Here is a 16,059-nt window from a genome sequence, read left to right on the forward strand (position 1 = left end):
ATGAATTTCGAGTTTCGTATTCCGATCCTCCCCGGACCGGAGTTCTTTTCCAACATCAAGCTCGCGGCTCTGTCGCTGGCGAAACTGGGTGGCGCTTATGCCGCGGCCCCTATCGTCGTCTCCGTGGGGGGCCATGCAGATCTGGACGAAATTTACGCCGTCAATCGCTGGTCGCGGACCTATCCGGTAATCTGGCGTCCGGTACCACACCCTGTCAGCGACCGTGGCTTCTCCTCCGGCATCGACCGCTACGTGGAATCGCCGCGAGGCGATGTCGTTGTTATGATAGACGCCGACGCTTGTCTTATGCGACCGATCGACGATCTTCTTGCAAGCATGCGCGGTGCCGAGCGGCCTCTCGTTGCCGGACTGCCAGCGCATTTCTCACCGTTTTCGCGGAATGGCGCGGAAAATAATGCCGCATGGCGGCGGCTTCTCGACGAATTCGGCTTTGGCGACACTCCATTGGACTGGCGATATTCCGAGTCACCGGATGAAGCCTCGGGTCGCAGCCCAGCCTACTTCAACTATGGTTTTGTTGCCTTCAACAGACCGGCTTTCATTCTGATTCAGCCTTTGATTCGTTCTCTGACGGAGCGTGTGACACGCTATCTAAGGGATACGCCGTCCTTCGTCTTTTCTGGCCAGATCGCATTGTCGTTGGCGATCTTGACTGTCGGAGTCGACACGCTCGCTATCGGGCCGGAATATAATTGCCCCAATTCGGATGAGATGCTGGCTTACGGTCTGCGCGATGCCGCTGACGTCCGGGTACTGCACTATCTGCGTGGTGACCAATTCAACCGTCACAGCTTCTTATGGAATCGGAACGAATTCGATGCGTTCTGCAGCAGGTCGTTCTCATCTCCTGTACTGGAGGCATTCCAGCATCATGTACGAAGTCTTACCTACCCATTCTATGGCGAGCCCGTAAGGCGGTGACTGGCAAGCGCACCATCGCGGTGATGCAACCATACTTCTTCCCCTATGCAGGCTATTTCCGCCTTTTAGCTGCATGCGACGTCTTCGTCATTTTCGACGATGTCCAGTTCCCGCGCCGAGGGCGCGTACATCGTTGCCAAATGTCGCCGGGTCGCTGGCTGACATTGCCGCTCGCGCCCATGCCCTTCGTGACATTGATAAAGAATCTGAGGTGGGCGAGCGACGCCCGATCCACTCTCGACAAGCGGCTTGCCGTCTTCGGCCTACCGGATCGAGCGGCAACACCGGTCTCAGAGCGGATCAGCCGCTATCTGACCGGGCCGCTTGGCGATATGACCGGTTATCTCGAAGAAGGTCTTCGGCTAACAGCCGACGCGCTTGACCTCGAACCTGAGATCTTGCGCAGTTCAAACATAGACATCGACCCTACCCTGCGAGGACAGGAGCGCGTCATCAGTATCGTACAGGCACTCGGCGGGCAGCGCTACATCAACGCTCCCGGCGGCCGCAGCCTCTATGAGGCCGAGGCCTTCCGGGAGGCGGGCATCGATTTGCATTTTCTAGTGCCCTATGCAGGGCGATTCCCTTATATTTTGCCCGCCTTGTGTGGCGATCACCTCGCCGATCTTCGCGACGATGTCCGAACTACTTCCCGTTGGACCGCGTGAGCCGATCTTTCGGCAGCCATTTTCCGGCCGAGACAATCAGACCTTGGCGACGATGCGCATGAAGGCGGGCATGTCGTCGCCGAAACCGACGGTGGCGTCGTTGTCTTCCTGGCGGTGCCGGGCGGGGCGGTTGCCTTCGCGTTGCGGCCGCGTATCGCCACGCTCGGGCGCGCGATCCGAAGAGGTCTTGCGCTCACCGTTTTCCGAGCGGATCGCGTCCTTGCGCGCGCGCCGATCGGTAGTGTCGGCCGCTTCCGCTACATCGGGCTGGTCGTGCGGCTGGGCAGGAACGGCCGAGACGTCTTCCTCGCTGTGTCTGGAACGGCGTTCGCCGCCCCTCTTGCGTTCGCCATTGTCCTTGCGGTCATGGGGCTTGCGGTCTTCGTCCTTGCGGCCGGCGCGGCGCGGCGCGCCCTTGCCGCGGCGCGGAGCATCGTCCTCGCCTTCGCTGGCGACCACGGTCGACAGGTCGCCGTCATGCCACTCGATCTTGGTGCCGATCAGCCGCTCGATGGCATCGATATATTTGGTGTCGGACTTGGTCGCGATGGTGAAGGACTTGCCCGAGCGGCCGGCGCGGCCGGTGCGGCCGATGCGGTGGACATAATCCTCGGCATGGATCGGCACGTCGTAGTTGAAGACATGGCTGACGTCGGGAATGTCGAGGCCGCGCGCGGCGACATCCGAGGCGACGAGATAGCGCAGCTTGCCGTCGCGGAAATTGGCCAGCATCTGCATGCGGGCGCGCTGGTCCATGTCCCCATGCAGCGCACCGGCGTCGAAATCATATTTCAGCAGCGAGCGGAACAGCTCCGAGACCTCGATCTTGCGGTTGCAGAAGATGATCGCGTTCTTCAGCTCCGCGTCCTCGGCCTTGATCAGGTTGCGCAGCGTTTCGCGCTTGTCCCAAGGCTTGGAGCCCGATTTGACCAGCCGCTGGATGATGTTGGTGGCAGCCGACGCGGCCTTGGAGACTTCGACACGCACCGGCGCATGCAGGAATTTTTCCGTCAGCTTGGTGATCTCCGGCGGCATGGTGGCCGAGAAGAACAGCGTCTGCCGGGTGAACGGAATCATCTCGCAGATGCGCTCGATGTCGGGAATGAACCCCATGTCGAGCATGCGGTCGGCCTCGTCGATGACGAGGATCTCGACGCCATTCAGCAGCAGCTTGCCGCGTTCGCGGTGGTCGAGCAGACGGCCTGGCGTCGCGATCAGCACATCGGCGCCGCGCTCCAGCTTCTTGTCCTGCTCGTCGAACGAAACGCCGCCGATCAGCAGCGCGATGTTGAGCTTGTGGTTCTTGCCGTATTTGACGAAGTTTTCCTCGACCTGCGCGGCAAGCTCACGCGTCGGCTCGAGGATCAGCGTGCGCGGCATGCGGGCGCGGGCGCGGCCTTTTTCCAGCCGGGTCAGCATCGGCAGCACGAAGGAGGCGGTCTTGCCGGTGCCGGTCTGGGCAATGCCCAGCACGTCCTTGCCGAGCAAGGCGTGCGGGATCGCACCAGCCTGGATCGGAGTCGGCTGCGTGTAGCCGGCATCGGTGACTGCGGAAAGCACCTTCGGCGACAGGCCGAGGTCTGAAAAGGTCAACGCTTCTTGAGCGATCGTCGTGTCTGAGGACAAGTGTTGCTGTCTTTGGCTGGTTCGGGGAAGCGCAACGTCATTCGTCGCGGCAAGCGCCACGCGCCTGCAAGATTGGTATTGCGATTAGGCGCAAGCCCGCGATTTGTCAACAGAAACGGGCAGGATTGGCGCGATTGTGAAGTTGTAACCTTAATCGCGATGCTTAATCCGGCCGCTTGTCTCTGTGCCGGCTCAGTAACGGAACTGCTCGGCCAGGATGCGCTCGTTCCAGGAGTGGTTGGGATCGAACAGCAAAGTCGCGGTGGCCGTCGGCGATTCCCGCACCGTGACCGAGGTCACAGCCTTGACCTCCGTGTGGTCGGCGGCGGCGTTCACCGGGCGTTTTTCCGGCTCCATTATGTCGAAGCGCACGGTCGCCTTGTTGGAAAGCAATGCGCCGCGCCAGCGTCGCGGGCGAAACGGGCTGACGGGCGTGAGCGCCAGAAGCGGCGCATCGAGCGGCAGGATCGGACCGTGCGCGGAAAGATTGTACGCTGTCGATCCGGCCGGCGTCGCGATCATCACGCCATCGCAATTCAGTTCCTCGAGCCGTACCTGGTCATCGATGCTGATGCGGATCTTGGCCGTCTGATAGGATTGGCGCCAAAGCGCGACTTCGTTGATGGCCAGCGCCGTGACGTGTTCGCCGTCCGAGGTGGTTGCCACCATCTCCAGGGGGCGGATCGTTTCGGCGACCGCGGCCGCGAGGCGCTCTGTGAGCCCTCCGGAGCGGTACTCGTTCATCAGGAAGCCGATGGTGCCACGGTTCATGCCGTAGACTTTCTTTCCCGTACCCATGGTGTCGCGCAAGGTCTGCAGCAGGAAGCCGTCGCCGCCCAGCGCCACCACGACAGCCGCCTCGGCGACCGAACATTGGCCGTAGCGCGCCGACAGGCTCTCCAGCGCCGCCTTGGCGTCCGTTGTGTCGGACGAGACGAAGGCAATGCTGTTGGCAGCTGTGTTCATGGCTTCCCGATCGCGACCGATTGGCGCCGGCAGGTTCTGGCCGCGCCTGCGCCGGGGTAGCATGGGGCGGCGGGTCTGCAAAGAGAGCCTCAAGCGATGGTGCGGCAGGGCGGTCGCGGTCGATGTCATGGCGCGAGCGAATGTGATGGTTAAGACCGGGCTTAAGCTCTCGTAAAGCCAGATCGGTCATGTTAGCCGGCATGGGTGGTGTGGGGCGCCCGCGGCATCGCTTGTTTTTCTCGACGCTTGGCATGCCGCGGCCACTTTAGATTTGTGTGCATGATCCCGTGCATTCTGTTGTCGGGGGCATGCGCCAACCAGACGAGGCCGACATATTGCCGGTAACACGCCTGATCATCGTCTTTGTCATGTTGGGAAGCTTCGCGCTTGTCTTTGCCGGACTGGTGCGCCGGTCGGAAGAAATGAGCGCCAGGCCGCTGCCCACGGCCTCACGCTGCGGCGATGCCGCCGGGATGCCTTGCCCGCAAAGGGCGCTGTAGGCCGCCCAAATACCCTCATCGACCCCACCACCGAGGATCGCCGACGCTTGGCGGGCTCTGCCGTTGATCCCGAGGCGTGGCGCAAGCCGAGGCGTGGCGCAAGACAAGTTGATCGCGGCAATTGCGGCATCGACAAAACCACTGGTAGAAAGGCTCGGATCCGAAACTGGATCCCGTTTCCCTCATGGCTAGGAACCGATCCCCGCGCCGCGTCGACCGGCCGAGTTCTGGAATGGTGGGCGCATGCCGCGCAGCGTGTTGGTTTCCGGTGGCTGCGGCTTCATTGGCTCGCATCTGGTCGATCGTCTTCTGCGGCGCGACGACCTTGAGGCGCTTGTCGTGGTCGACAATTTGTGGACCGGATTGCGCGACAACATTGCCCATGTCGACGACCCGCGCTTCAGCCTGAGGGTTGGCGATGTCGAGAGCTTTACGGACAGCGGGCATTTCGATGAGATCATCCATCTGGCGTCCCCGGCTTCGCCCGCATGGTACCGGCGCGAGCCCGCTCGCACGATCAAAGCCAACATAGGCGGTGCGCTCAATCTTCTGTCGCTGCTGCGGCCCGGCGGCCGCTTCTGCTTCGCCTCGACTTCGGAAGTCTATGGCGACCCCCTGGTGTCGCCGCAGCCGGAGAGCTACCGAGGATCCGTGGACTGTACGGGGCCGAGGGCTTCATACGACGAAAGCAAGCGCTGCACCGAGGCGCTGCTGTTCGAAGAGCAGCGCGTCAGCGGGCTCGATGTCCGCGTCGTCAGGCTGTTCAACACCTATGGGCCGCGAACGCGCATCGACGACGGCCGCGCCGTTTCGAATTTTATCTGCCAGGCTCTGACCACCGGAATCCTGACCGTCTACGGCGACGGTTCCCAGTCGCGCAGTTGGGGCTATGTCGACGACATTGTCGATGGGCTGGAGCGCTTCTTCTGGCGCGACAGCATTTCGCACCGCGGCCCCCTGAACATCGGCAACAATCGCGAGGTCTCGGTTCTCGACATCGCGAAATTCGTCTGCTCGCTGGTTCCCGGCAGCCGAATCGAACACCACGCGCCTGCCCCGCAGGATCCGACGAACCGGTGCCCGGACCTGACCCTGGCAAGGCAGGTTCTGCCCGGATGGGAAGCGGCGACCAGCTATCAGGAGGGGCTTCAGCGTACTTTCGAATGGTTCCGGCAACAGATTGCCGCCGGCAGCGAAGCGGCGCCGAAGGCCTGAAGCGAGATACGCGGCTCCCGGCCTGGTCCATCATGGCGATCGGGAAACGGAAGCGAGCCGGCTGGCGAAATAGAGATCGCGCGGCGGAGTTTTCCATCCTGCCTACAGAATGGCGCCTGAAGCTGGGCCCTTGGCTTGCCGGGCGAGCCACGCAATTGCGGGCGGTGGCAGGGCTGGGGAAAAGATATTGACTGTATAGTTAGTTATAATCTAGCTTCATAACTGAAAATCGAGTTGGCCAGCTGGCATCCGCCAGTGAATGGCTACGAAGAGGGGAATATCTCGACAGCCATTCGGCCGGTTGTGGGGGCGAACGGCGTCACCCCGGCTTGTTGATCGGCAGGAAATGGACCTGAGGCGGCGATGCCGCCGGTCCCAACAATGGGAGCAACTCGTATGAACTGGAAACTGACCGCGGCTGCCGTCGGGCTGTCGCTCTTCGCCGCGACGGGCGTTGCCCGCGCCGATGGCGAACTCAACATCTACAATTGGGGCAATTACACCAGCCCGGACCTCATCAAGAAGTTCGAGGAGACCTACAAGATCAAGGTCACCGTCACCGACTACGACTCCAACGACACCGCGTTGGCCAAGGTCCGCCAGGGCGCTTCCGGCTATGACATCGTCGTGCCCTCGGCCAGCGTCGTGCCGATCTGGATCAGCGAAGGCCTGCTGCTGGAAACCGACCCCAACAAGATGGACAATTTCAGGAATGTCGATCCCAGATGGGTCGACGTTCCCTTCGATCCGGGCCGCAAATACACCGTTCCCTGGCAGTGGGGCACAACGGGCATTTCGGTGAACAAGTCAGTCTATGCCGGCGACCCGAACACGTCGGCACTGTTCCTCGACCCGCCGGCCGAACTTGTCGGCAAGATCAATGTCGTGCCCGAAATGGGTGACATCATGTTCCTCGCCATCGCCTATGAAGGCGGCCAGTACTGCACCAACGACATGCAGGTGCTGAAGAAGGTCCACGACAAGCTGGTCGAGGCGAAGGCGAAATGGCTTTCGCTCGACTATGCGGCCGTCGACGGCCTGGGCAGGGGCGACATCGCCGCCGGCGTCAACTGGAATGGCATATCGCTGCGCGAACGGCTGCAGAACGACAAGATCGTCTATGGCTATCCCAAGGAAGGCTTTCCGATCTGGATGGACAATGTCGCGGTTCTCAAGGACGCCAAGAATGTCGAGAATGCCAAGCTCTTCCAGAATTTCATCATGGACCCGCAGAACGCCGCGCTGATTTCGGCTTTCGCCCGCTATTCGAACGGGATCAAGGGCTCGGAAGCTTTTATGCCGCAGGACATGAAGAACGCACCGGAGGTGAATATCCCGGCTGAATTCGCCGCAAAGGGCCAGTTCATGCCGGCCTGTCCGGCCGATGTGCAGGCGCTTTACACGAAGATCTGGACCGACCTCCAGAAATAGCGCCACCAGCCGAACCCAACAAAGAGCCGCCGGGCCGCGATGCGCGGTCCGGTCCTCCACCCTCATGCCCAAGTACGACCACCTGATAGTGGGAGATTTTCGATGTCTGATCTCGACCTTTGCTACATGCCCGCCAGCGAGGCGCTGCGGCTGTTCAAGGCCAGGAAACTCTCGCCCGTCGAACTGATGCAGGCCACCATCCGCCGCGCCGAAGCCATCAAATCGGCGATCAATTGCTTCACCTTCACGCATTTCGAAGAGGCCCTCAAGCTGGCCGCCAAGGCGGAGGCGAAATACGCCAAGGGCGCCAGGACCGGCACGCTCGAAGGTCTGCCGATTGGCATCAAGGATGAGAGCTACATCAAGGGCAAGCCGACGTCGCATGGCTCGCTGCTGTCCAGGGATGCCATGGGCGGCCACACCTCGACGATGAACGAGCGCATCATCAAGGCCGGCGGCATCGTCCATGCCCGCACGGCGACGCCCGAGTTCAGCTGTGCCGGTTATACCTGGTCGAAACGTTGGGGCGTCACCCGTAATCCATGGAATCAGGATTTCACGCCTGGGGGATCCTCGGGAGGCTCGGCGGCAACGCTGGCTTCGGGCACGTCGTCGATCGCCACCGGATCCGACATTGCCGGATCGATCCGCATTCCTGCCTCTGCCTGCGGGCTTGTCGGTTTCAAACCGCCCTACGGCCGCAACCCGGACGAGCCGCCCTTCAACCTCGATTTCTATTGCCACACCGGGCCGCTGGCGCGGAACGTCCGGGATGCGATTCTGCTGCAGAATGTCATGGCGGGGCCGAGCCCGCTCGACATCGCCACGCTTCGTCCCAAGCTGCGCCTGCCGCTCGATTACAAGCCTATCAAGGGCTGGAAGATTGCCTTCTCGATGGATTTGGGTTCCTTCGAAGTCGACCCTGATGTGCGCAAGAACACGCTCGCTGCCTGCGAAGTGTTCCGCTCGCTTGGGGCGACGGTCGAGGAAGTCGATCTCGGCTGGGACGACAAGGTGCTCAAGGCTGGAATGGCCTATCTGGAGCATCTTTTCGGTGCGTCGCTGTCGCAACTGCTTGCCGAGCACGGCAGCGAGATGACCAGCTATGCCAGGCGGTTCGCCGAGGACGGGCAAAAGTCCAGGGCCACCGACTTCGTCGCGACGCTCGATGTTGCGGCCCGGATGTATCAGACCCTGGGTCCGCTGCTGGAAACCTACGATGTGCTGATCTGCCCGACGAACGCGCTTCCCGCGGTGCCGGCGGAATTCGACCAGACCACGGGAACCGTCGAGATCAATGGCAAAGAGGTGAACCCATCGCTGGGCTGGGTGATGACGACGCCGTTCAACATGATGAGCCGCTGCCCGGTGCTGTCCATGCCCTCGGGGCGGGCAGCAAGCGGCGTGCCGACGGGCTTCCAGATCGTCGGCCGAACCTATTGCGACGCCGACGTCTTCCGCGCGGCGATGGCCTATGAAACGGCGCAGGGGCAATGGTACACAAGCGCCGGAACGCGCCCATCGCTTTGACAGGTGATGCAAGGGAAAGTCGATGAAGATGGTGCAACGCAAGGCAGCGGCAAAAGGCCGGGCTGGGACCGCCAAGGGCAGGGCTTCGGCGAACGACGCCGCGCCCAAGGACCGCCGGCGCGAGCGTGGCGAAGCGAGCGTCCAGCGCATCATCGACGCCACCATCGAACTCATCGCGGAGGAAGGACTGGCGAGTGTCACCATGCAGCGCATCGCCGAGCATGTCGGCTCGTCCAATGCCTTGGTGGTTTTTCACTTTCGCAGCAAGGAGAATTTGTTCCGGGCCGTTTTGCAGTATCTCAGCGACCAATATGACGAGCTGTGGGTGACACTGGTGCGGGTGCCCGGGCAGTCAGCGGTGGAGAGGCTGTTGGGCGCGGTCGGCTGTGCGCAGCGCTTCGCCAGGGAGCATCCGAAATGGGTGTCGGTCTTCGTCGCCTTCTCCAGCGACCGCAAGAGCATGCAGATCTACAATGAAATCGGCCTGCCAAGCGATCTCGCCTACACCGCCGAAGCGCGCGAATTGCTGGTCGAGATCGCGCGCGGCGGCGGCTATGGCAACGTGGACATTGACACGCTGTCGGAGAGCCTGAACTACCTCGTTCACGGCGCATGGTACTGGGATCATCTCAATCCGTCCGGCCGTGGCACCGATGTGGTGCGCAAGACCATGCTGCTCCTGCTGCACCAGACCTTCCCACGGCATTTCGATTTGATGCCGTAACCCGGCCCTCAGGGACGCTGCCGCAAATGGCAGCCGGCCTGACGTTTCTGTTCGAGATATTCGTCGATCAACTGGTGGTAGCGCACCTTGCCGAAGCTCGGAAAATGGCCGCCATGGACGACCGAGACGTCGAGATCGCGCATGGCGAGCAGTGTTGCCATGTAGTCCGAAATATCCGAGTGGTAGACATCATCGATCAACGGGCCGTCATAGATGATGTCGCCGGACAGCAGGATGCCGGTCTTCCTTTCGTATAGCGCGATGCCGCCCGGCGAGTGGCCCGGTGTGTGGACGACCTCGAAAGCGCGGTCTCCGAGATCGATGACGTCGCCATGCGCGAGCAGTCGGCCGGCCGGCGCCGGCTGGATGCGGTAGTGCGCCGTGTCCCAGCCCCGCGGCTGGCGATAGAACATCTCTTCGGTCGCATAAGTGCCGGCAGCGGTCCATTCGTTGCGCGGATCAGCCAGGATTGCCGCTTCAGCCGCATGCACGCAGCGATCCGAAAACTCATGGTGGCAGCCGATATGGTCGAAATGCGTGTGGCTGGCGACGCAGGTCAGCTTGCGCTCGCTCACCAGCGGCACATGGCCGCGCAGGCTAAAATGACCGAGACCACTGTCGAACAGCAGATCGCGGTCGCGTCCGCGCACATGCCACATATTGCAGCGGAAGAACGGTTTTATCCATGGCTCGTGGATCAGCGTGATGCCGTCGGCCATGCGGATTGTTTCGTACCAGTCCGGTGCGTCGATGACCGCAAGCGTGCTCATATTCAATCCGTCAGCAGGATGATCTGGTCGGTATCACACGAAATCGCGACCCTGTCGCCCGCCTGGACGATGGCGGTCGCCGGCAGCTTGGCGATGAACCGCAGGGACGGCTCTTCGACGGAAGTCGCAAGGACGCGCTTGAAACTGCCCTGGAAGACGACGTCGCTCACGTCAGCCTTGCCGAGCTTCGTTCCGCCCGGCGCCGCGCCAAGCATAAGGTGCTCGGGCCGAATGGCCAGTGCGGCAGCCGACCCCAATGGCAAGGCACTGGACAAGGAAACCGGTCCGACTGGTGTGGCGACGGTGCACGTCTTGTCCCCGATTTCCATGACAGTCCCGGCAAGGATCGTGCTCTCGCCCATGAAGGTCGCGGAAAAGCGCGTCGCCGGCCTCGCATAGACGCGCTCGGGCTGCCCCTCGTCCTCGATGCGGCCATCATTCATCACCACGCAATGGTCGGCCAGCGCCATCGCCTCTTCCTGGTCGTGGGTGACATGGATGAAGGCGGTGCCGACCCGCTTCTGGATCGCCTTCAGTTCGTCCTGCATCTGCCGGCGCAGTTTCAGGTCGAGCGCCCCGAGCGGCTCGTCGAGCAGAAGCACCGCCGGCTCGATCACCAGCGCGCGTGCTAGCGCGACCCGCTGACGCTGGCCGCCGGAGAGCTGGTGCGGCTTCTTGTCGAAGGCGGAGTCGAGCCCAACCAGCACCAGCGTCTCGCGGGCGCGGGCCGCGCGCGTCGCGCCGTCGACACCCTGCATGCGCAACCCAAAGCCGACATTGCCGCCGACGCTCATATGCGGAAACAGCGCGTAGTCCTGGAACACAGTCGTCGTCGGACGCTTGGCTGGCGGCACCGAGGTGCAGTCCTCGCCACGGATAAACACCTTGCCTTCGCTCGGGGTGACGAAGCCGCCCAGGATGGAGAGCAGCGTCGTCTTGCCGGAACCGGATGGTCCGAGCAGGATCGTATAGCTGCCGGCCTCTATCGTCAGCGAGACGTTCTTCAGCACGGGATGCTGGCCGAAGCGGTGCGAGACGTCGCGGATATCGACCAGGGGTGCGCTCATGCCGGCCTTCTCCGCAACAATGTCAGTTCAAACAGCACGACCAGCACGATCGAGACGGCAAAGACCAGCGAACCGACGGCGTTGGTTTTGGGGTTGAGACCGGAGCGCAGCAGGTTCCAGATTTCCACCGGCAGCGTGGTGTCGAAGCGGGTCAGCAGGAAGGAGATGACGAACTCGTCCCAGGAGAAGGTCATCGACAGGAAGAAGCCGGCGAAAATGGCCGGCGCCATGACCGGAACGGTGATCAACAGCAGCACCTTCCACTCCGGCGCGCCGAGATCGCGCGCGGCGCGCTCGATGTTGATCTGGTGGTCGCCCATCTGGCTGTAGATGATGGCAAAGCACAGCGGCAGGTTGATCACGACATGGCCGATGCCGGCGGCAAGCAGCGACTTCGGCACGCCGGCCCAGTTGAACAGCACCAAAAGCCCCATGCCGATGATGAGGTAGCTCACCGTCAACGGCAGTGTGATCAGCCCGCGCAGCAGACCCGAGCCCGGCAGCACGAAACGCGCGAGACCCCAGGCCGAAAGGAAGCCGAGCGTGACGGCGGTGGCCGAGGAAAGCACCGCGACCAGCAGCGAATTGACCAGCGCCGAGGTCAGCCGCGTATCTGAGAGAACCGCCTCGTACCAGCGCAGCGATGGGCCGGTGAACGGCGGAATCGGGAAGGAGGTCGACTGCAGCGAGAACAGCACCAGCACGACGACCGGAAGGAAGATGAAGCCGTAGACGGCAAGCGCGTATATCCAGGAAGCGACGGAGACAATCCTGCGCACGGTCAGGTCCGCTCGAGCTTCAGCCAGCGGGCGCAGGCGAGGTAGGCGACAGTCACCACCGCCATCAGGATGATCGACAGCGCCGAGGCCAGCGGAAAGTCGCCGCGCCGGCCGATCTGCATCATCACCAGCTGCGGCATCAGCAGCTCGTTGTTGCCGCCGAGGATCTGCGGCGTGATGTAGTCGCCGATGCACAGCACGAAGGTCAGGAACGCGCCGACCATGATGCCGGGCAAGGTGAGCGGCAGGATGACATGCAGGAAGGTGCGCACCGGTCCGGCGCCGAGATCGGCTGCCGCCTTGCGATAGCTTGGGCTCAACTGCTTCAGATTGGCGAAGATGGTCAGCGTCAACAGCATGACGAAGAAATGCACGAAGCCAGTGACGGTGGCCAGGCGCGTGTTGGCGAGCTGCAGCGGCTCGCTGATCAGGCCTGAGCCGGTCAGCGCGCGGTTGATGACGCCGTTCTGCGCCAACACCAGCAGCCAAGAATAGGAGCGCACGACATAGGAGGTCCAGAACGGCAGCACGGCCAGCATCAGCGCCAGCCGCTGCCAGCGTTCAGGAACCTGTTCGGCCAGGACCCAGGCGAAGGGATAGGCGAGCAGCACGGAAATCACGGTGACGATTGCGGTGACCTGCAGCGAGTTAACCATCGCCTGCCAATAAGCGGGGTTGGCGAGGAACTGGCTGTAATTGGACAGGGTGGCCGCGCCGCCCTCATGGGCGGTGAAGCTCGAAAGCCCCATGGCGACAAAGGGCAGCACGAAGAAAAGAAGCGTCCAGCCGAGCGCCGGCGTGACCAGCGCCCAGGGCAGGGCATCGCTCGCCCGGGGCAGGGCGCGGCCTGTCCGGTTTCCTGCTGTGCTCATGAGCGTATCAGCTCACTTGGCCTGCAGCATTTCGGTCCACATATCCTGCATCTTCTTGTCGAGGTCGGCATTCGGCGCCGGGTAGGATTGCGCACGGGCGAGGAAGCCGGGCTGCTCGTCGAAGCGCAGCACCTTCTTCTGGTCGTCGCTCAACGCGGCCTTGGTGTTGGACGGCATGCCCCAGTAGCAGGACGATGTCGCAAGCCGCGCCTGGCCTTCCGGGCTCATAATGTACTGGATGAACTTCAGCGCCATGTCCTTGTTCTTGGAATCCTTGAACATGGCGAGCGACTGCGACCACAGCACCGCGCCCTCCTTCGGGATTGAGAAATCCAGCGCCGGGTTTTCCTTGGCAAGGCCTGCCGTCACCCATTCGCCGCCGCCAACCAAAATATCGACCTCGCCGGTGGCGAGCGCCGTCTGGCTGGCGGTGACCTCGCCGACCAGCTTGGCGTTGGCCTTCATCTTGAGCAGCTCTTCCTTGAGCGCCGGCAGGTCGGCTTCGTTAAGGTCTGCCGTCTTCTTGCCGATGGCGAGCGCCGCCATGCCGATGACGGGGAGATAGTAGTCGTAGATGGCGACCTTGCCCTTGTATTTGTCCGAAGTCAGCGACGCCAGGGACTGCATGTCGGCCGGATCGACCTTGGTCTTGTTGAAGCCGATCGTGTTGTAGCCGAATTTTTCGGTGATGCCGTAGCGCTTGCCACCAACCACCGTGGAGCCGTCCATCTTCACCTGCGGGAAGAGGTCGGCCAGGGGCAGCTTGTCTTCCGGCAGCGGCTCGAAAAGGCCCTTTTCGACGCCGCGCGGCACGTCGATGCTGTCGATCACCATCACGTCCCAGTCGCCGGGCTGCGACTGCTCGACGATGGTCAGCCCCGCCCCGGTGCCCTCGAACTCCTTGACGTTGACCTTGACGTTGTTGGCCGCCTCGAAGGGCTGCAGCAGGGTCGGATCGGAATGGTCGCACCAGATCAGCGCGTTGAGGTCGGCGGCCTCGGCGAGGCTGCCTGCCCCAAGCATCAGGGCCGTGGCGGCGCACGCCGCATGCAGATTGCGTTTCAGGACGGAAAGCGGATTCCCGGATTTGATGGACATCGAGTGTTCTCCCTTGCCTTTGTGGCTTCTTCTAAAAAATTGAACCAATTCTAAAATTGAGTCAATTCTGTTTTTGTGGCAAGAGGCTGCTATGAGCGGATTGCGGGCAAGGCAAAAGGCGGACCGTCACAGGCGCATCATCGAGGCGGCGGCCGCACTTTTCCGCGAGGCCGGCTATGAGGGCGCCAAGATCGAGGCGATCGCCGCGTGGGCCGAAGTGTCGATCGGCACCATCTATAATTACTATGAGAACAAGGGCGACATCCTCGGCGCCATCGTCTCGCTGGAGGTCAACGAGGTGCTGAATGCCGGGCGGGGCGTCGTCGCCAGGCCGCCGGCCAATGTCGGCGATGCGCTGGACACGCTGATCGGCATCTACATCGAGCACTCGCTGCACTATCTCAGCAAGGAGATGTGGCGGCAGGCGATGGCAATCTCGACGCAACTGCCCGACAGCCCGTTCGGCCAGGCCTATACCGGCCTCGACCGCGAACTCACCGAGCAGATCAGCGCACTGGTTGCCCGGCTGCAGGAGATCGGTCTCGTGCGGCAGGACATTGACGGGGCAGCGCTCGGCGAACTGATCTTCAACAACATGAACATGATGTTCATCGAATTCGTGAAGCGCGACGAGGCGAGGATACCGGAATTGAGGGCGGCGATACGGAGGCAGAACAGGATATTGGTGGCGGCGATCGGGGTGTAAGGGAGTCAGGAGCAGGCAGGAGAAGTCGTCGCTTCATGACCGCAGCCGCAACTGCTTGACGCTTGCCATCGTAAGCGATAGCAGAAAGCAATAAAGTTATATTAGACTTTATTCAGATAAAATATTGTCTATTCAGCCACCTATTCTCTCCACAAGTCCGTAAAAATATGATGGCTTAATCGAAAGCAATGCCTTCCAGCAACGCTTAGTTCGGAGAACTTTTGTTGTGCGCCCTTACCGCGCATGTGCGGGATTCCATGCGATATGGTGTTTGGCTTTGAAAGCGCTAAAAATGCCGCTTATCGTTCTTTTGGTCGCCGCAGGGATAGCGGCGTTGGGCTGGTTTTCCGGTGGGTATTCGAAGCTTCTGGTATCCATCATGCCGGCAGCGGGCGCCAAATGGTCCCCAAGTCTTGAGCCCTATAACCTAGCGTTTGAGATAGACAGGCAGGCTCCGCGATCTCTCAATAGTTACCGACCACCGCCCCAACGCCTGGTATGGAAGCTTACTCTGCCGCGCGCATTCGTCTTCCAGGAAACAGGGGACAACAGCACCGTGTTTGATAGCCAGGAGAACCTGCACGCGGTCTACCTCTTCGCAACGTATGATTCCGCCAAAGGCGCTTTCAGCCCGGGATTTCTGGCTGACAGGGCGATGCAGCCGGTTGAGGGGTTCGTCGTCAGACTGGCGAATGGGCCGGGCTTCCGTGTCGCGCAAGCCGTGCGTGACGAAGAACTAGCTAAGCTGCCAAGAGATCAAACTATAGTTACCAGTCCCTGTAGTCCAGATGAAGGCATTGCTCGGTGTAACGTTCACATAAGTTTCCACGGGTGGCCTGTCACAATCATGATGCCGAAAAAATACTACTTTGATGACTACAAAAGGTACAGTGATCTTTTAGAAGAGTTTCTGAATTCGAAAACCACTTCAATCTCCGATCGGACCATTAACTCAGACGAAGGAAACTAGCGATGTCAGAAGAGGCGAGGATACCGGAGCTGAGGGCGGCGATACGGAGGCAGAATCGGATACTGGTGGCGGCGATCGGGGTGTGAGGGAGTCAGGAGCAGGCAGGAGAAGTCGTTGCTTTGGCCTCACACATAGTCTTACGCAAAGCTCGGCCCTTGAGTTGAGTTTGAAATCTGATACAACCTAAAGGGGTAT

General features: G+C 61.6%; 16 protein-coding genes. 9 read left to right on the top strand and 7 right to left on the bottom strand.

Annotation, left to right across the window (positions count from 1 at the left end):
* Both LB569_RS06535 and LB569_RS06540 read left to right on the top strand, forming a co-directional pair.
* Positions 1-942, top strand: a complete 942-nt coding sequence (locus LB569_RS06535; RefSeq protein ID WP_224691548.1) for a hypothetical protein — start codon at positions 1-3, stop codon at positions 940-942.
* Positions 939-1,610 (top strand): WbqC family protein, encoded by a 672-nt coding sequence (locus LB569_RS06540; RefSeq protein ID WP_224691549.1) that lies wholly within the window; start codon positions 939-941, stop codon positions 1,608-1,610. Before LB569_RS06535 ends, LB569_RS06540 begins: the two co-directional genes overlap by 4 nt.
* A 36-nt stretch (positions 1,611-1,646) precedes the next feature.
* Here the strand turns inward: LB569_RS06540 and LB569_RS06545 are convergent, their stop codons facing one another.
* Entirely contained in the window at positions 1,647-3,236 is a 1,590-nt protein-coding gene (locus tag LB569_RS06545; protein WP_224691550.1) for a DEAD/DEAH box helicase, read from the bottom strand.
* A 192-nt stretch (positions 3,237-3,428) separates the two neighbouring features.
* Positions 3,429-4,202 (bottom strand): NAD kinase, encoded by a 774-nt coding sequence (locus LB569_RS06550; protein WP_224691551.1) that lies wholly within the window; start codon positions 4,200-4,202, stop codon positions 3,429-3,431.
* A 308-nt stretch (positions 4,203-4,510) separates the two neighbouring features.
* Between LB569_RS06550 and LB569_RS06555 the strand changes: the two genes are divergently transcribed.
* The 5 genes from LB569_RS06555 (at position 4,511) to LB569_RS06575 (ending at position 9,602) form a co-directional block, all read left to right on the top strand.
* The gene (locus tag LB569_RS06555) at positions 4,511-4,702 is read left to right on the top strand and encodes a hypothetical protein (RefSeq protein WP_224534503.1); all 192 of its coding nucleotides are present in this window, start codon (positions 4,511-4,513) and stop codon (positions 4,700-4,702) included.
* Between the two features lie 243 nt (positions 4,703-4,945).
* A complete protein-coding gene (locus tag LB569_RS06560) occupies positions 4,946-5,917 on the top strand; it encodes an NAD-dependent epimerase/dehydratase family protein (RefSeq protein ID WP_224691552.1) in 972 nt (323 codons plus the stop codon).
* A gap of 396 nt (positions 5,918-6,313) precedes the next feature.
* Positions 6,314-7,348: an extracellular solute-binding protein gene (locus LB569_RS06565; RefSeq protein ID WP_224691553.1), complete on the top strand. Its 1,035-nt coding sequence runs from the start codon at positions 6,314-6,316 to the stop codon at positions 7,346-7,348.
* Positions 7,349-7,450: 102 nt separating this feature from the next.
* Positions 7,451-8,878: an amidase gene (locus LB569_RS06570; RefSeq protein ID WP_224691554.1), complete on the top strand. Its 1,428-nt coding sequence runs from the start codon at positions 7,451-7,453 to the stop codon at positions 8,876-8,878.
* Between the two features lie 22 nt (positions 8,879-8,900).
* Positions 8,901-9,602 carry a TetR/AcrR family transcriptional regulator gene (locus LB569_RS06575; RefSeq protein WP_224691555.1) on the top strand — a complete coding sequence of 234 codons (702 nt, stop codon included), beginning with the start codon at positions 8,901-8,903 and terminating at the stop codon, positions 9,600-9,602.
* Between the two features lie 8 nt (positions 9,603-9,610).
* On the opposite strand, the gene LB569_RS06580 is transcribed toward LB569_RS06575, so the two are convergent.
* The 5 genes from LB569_RS06580 to LB569_RS06600 are packed head-to-tail and all read right to left on the bottom strand — an operon-like array spanning position 9,611 to position 14,188.
* Positions 9,611-10,372 carry an MBL fold metallo-hydrolase gene (locus tag LB569_RS06580; RefSeq protein WP_224691556.1) on the bottom strand — a complete coding sequence of 254 codons (762 nt, stop codon included), beginning with the start codon at positions 10,370-10,372 and terminating at the stop codon, positions 9,611-9,613.
* A gap of 2 nt (positions 10,373-10,374) precedes the next feature.
* Positions 10,375-11,439: an ABC transporter ATP-binding protein gene (locus LB569_RS06585; RefSeq protein ID WP_224691557.1), complete on the bottom strand. Its 1,065-nt coding sequence runs from the start codon at positions 11,437-11,439 to the stop codon at positions 10,375-10,377.
* Positions 11,436-12,218 carry an ABC transporter permease gene (locus tag LB569_RS06590; protein WP_224691558.1) on the bottom strand — a complete coding sequence of 261 codons (783 nt, stop codon included), beginning with the start codon at positions 12,216-12,218 and terminating at the stop codon, positions 11,436-11,438. Before LB569_RS06590 ends, LB569_RS06585 begins: the two co-directional genes overlap by 4 nt.
* Positions 12,219-12,220: 2 nt before the next feature.
* Positions 12,221-13,090: an ABC transporter permease gene (locus LB569_RS06595; protein WP_224691559.1), complete on the bottom strand. Its 870-nt coding sequence runs from the start codon at positions 13,088-13,090 to the stop codon at positions 12,221-12,223.
* A 12-nt stretch (positions 13,091-13,102) separates the two neighbouring features.
* Entirely contained in the window at positions 13,103-14,188 is a 1,086-nt protein-coding gene (locus LB569_RS06600; protein WP_224691560.1) for a spermidine/putrescine ABC transporter substrate-binding protein, read from the bottom strand.
* Between the two features lie 91 nt (positions 14,189-14,279).
* Here LB569_RS06600 and LB569_RS06605 point away from each other — a divergent pair, with 91 nt between their 5' ends.
* Both LB569_RS06605 and LB569_RS06610 read left to right on the top strand, forming a co-directional pair.
* Complete coding sequence (locus tag LB569_RS06605) at positions 14,280-14,894, top strand: TetR/AcrR family transcriptional regulator (protein WP_224691561.1); 615 nt, start codon at positions 14,280-14,282, stop codon at positions 14,892-14,894.
* A 292-nt stretch (positions 14,895-15,186) separates the two neighbouring features.
* A complete protein-coding gene (locus LB569_RS06610) occupies positions 15,187-15,864 on the top strand; it encodes a hypothetical protein (RefSeq protein ID WP_224691562.1) in 678 nt (225 codons plus the stop codon).
* Positions 15,865-16,059 lie beyond the last annotated feature (195 nt).

The sequence above is a fragment of the Mesorhizobium sp. BH1-1-4 genome (assembly GCF_020165665.1).
GTDB lineage: Bacteria > Pseudomonadota > Alphaproteobacteria > Rhizobiales > Rhizobiaceae > Mesorhizobium.

What these genes read in the sequence shown, in the direction of transcription:
- LB569_RS06575 (WP_224691555.1), top strand. Translation starts at nt 8,901, where the DNA reads ATGAAGATGGTGCAACGCAAGGCAGCGGCAAAAGGCCGGGCTGGGACC.
- LB569_RS06610 (WP_224691562.1), top strand. Translation starts at nt 15,187, where the DNA reads ATGCCGCTTATCGTTCTTTTGGTCGCCGCAGGGATAGCGGCGTTGGGC.
- LB569_RS06570 (WP_224691554.1), top strand. Translation starts at nt 7,451, where the DNA reads ATGTCTGATCTCGACCTTTGCTACATGCCCGCCAGCGAGGCGCTGCGG.
- LB569_RS06580 (WP_224691556.1), bottom strand. Translation starts at nt 10,372, where the DNA reads ATGAGCACGCTTGCGGTCATCGACGCACCGGACTGGTACGAAACAATC.
- LB569_RS06595 (WP_224691559.1), bottom strand. Translation starts at nt 13,090, where the DNA reads ATGAGCACAGCAGGAAACCGGACAGGCCGCGCCCTGCCCCGGGCGAGC.
- LB569_RS06555 (WP_224534503.1), top strand. Translation starts at nt 4,511, where the DNA reads ATGCGCCAACCAGACGAGGCCGACATATTGCCGGTAACACGCCTGATC.
- LB569_RS06565 (WP_224691553.1), top strand. Translation starts at nt 6,314, where the DNA reads ATGAACTGGAAACTGACCGCGGCTGCCGTCGGGCTGTCGCTCTTCGCC.
- LB569_RS06560 (WP_224691552.1), top strand. Translation starts at nt 4,946, where the DNA reads ATGCCGCGCAGCGTGTTGGTTTCCGGTGGCTGCGGCTTCATTGGCTCG.
- LB569_RS06535 (WP_224691548.1), top strand. Translation starts at nt 1, where the DNA reads ATGAATTTCGAGTTTCGTATTCCGATCCTCCCCGGACCGGAGTTCTTT.
- LB569_RS06550 (WP_224691551.1), bottom strand. Translation starts at nt 4,202, where the DNA reads ATGAACACAGCTGCCAACAGCATTGCCTTCGTCTCGTCCGACACAACG.
- LB569_RS06585 (WP_224691557.1), bottom strand. Translation starts at nt 11,439, where the DNA reads ATGAGCGCACCCCTGGTCGATATCCGCGACGTCTCGCACCGCTTCGGC.
- LB569_RS06605 (WP_224691561.1), top strand. Translation starts at nt 14,280, where the DNA reads ATGAGCGGATTGCGGGCAAGGCAAAAGGCGGACCGTCACAGGCGCATC.
- LB569_RS06600 (WP_224691560.1), bottom strand. Translation starts at nt 14,188, where the DNA reads ATGTCCATCAAATCCGGGAATCCGCTTTCCGTCCTGAAACGCAATCTG.